Origin of the sequence: Leifsonia sp. SIMBA_070 (genome assembly GCF_046534635.1) — a bacterium.
Lineage (GTDB): Bacteria > Actinomycetota > Actinomycetes > Actinomycetales > Microbacteriaceae > Leifsonia.
On record NZ_JAWRYK010000160.1, the window covers coordinates 1 to 287 of the forward strand.

Consider the following 287-nt stretch of genomic DNA (forward strand, 5'->3'; position numbering starts at 1 on the left):
GGCCGCTCGTAGGCGGGCGTTCGCACGATGCGCCATGCATCGTCGCCGACCACGAAGTCGAGCGTGACGCGGCTCGGTTCGCCATCCTTCGCATAGTCGCTGCGGAAACGCCTCTCGCCCTCCGAGGCGCGCGGCGTGGTGCCGTAGAGAGCGAAGCAGATGGCGTCGAGGATGCTCGATTTGCCCGTGCCCGTGCGGCCCGAGATCAGAAAGATGCCGTCGGCGGCGTAACGGTTGAGGTCGACCGTCTGAGTGTCGCGGAAGGGCCCGAAGCCCTCGATCACGAG

The 287-nt window shown here is 67.2% G+C and carries 1 protein-coding gene; it reads right to left on the reverse strand.

Going from position 1 to position 287, the window contains the following annotated elements; all coding sequences use genetic code 11:
• The coding region (locus tag SB754_RS19835) for an AAA family ATPase (protein ID WP_410784101.1) at positions 1-287 on the reverse strand (287 nt) is incomplete at both ends.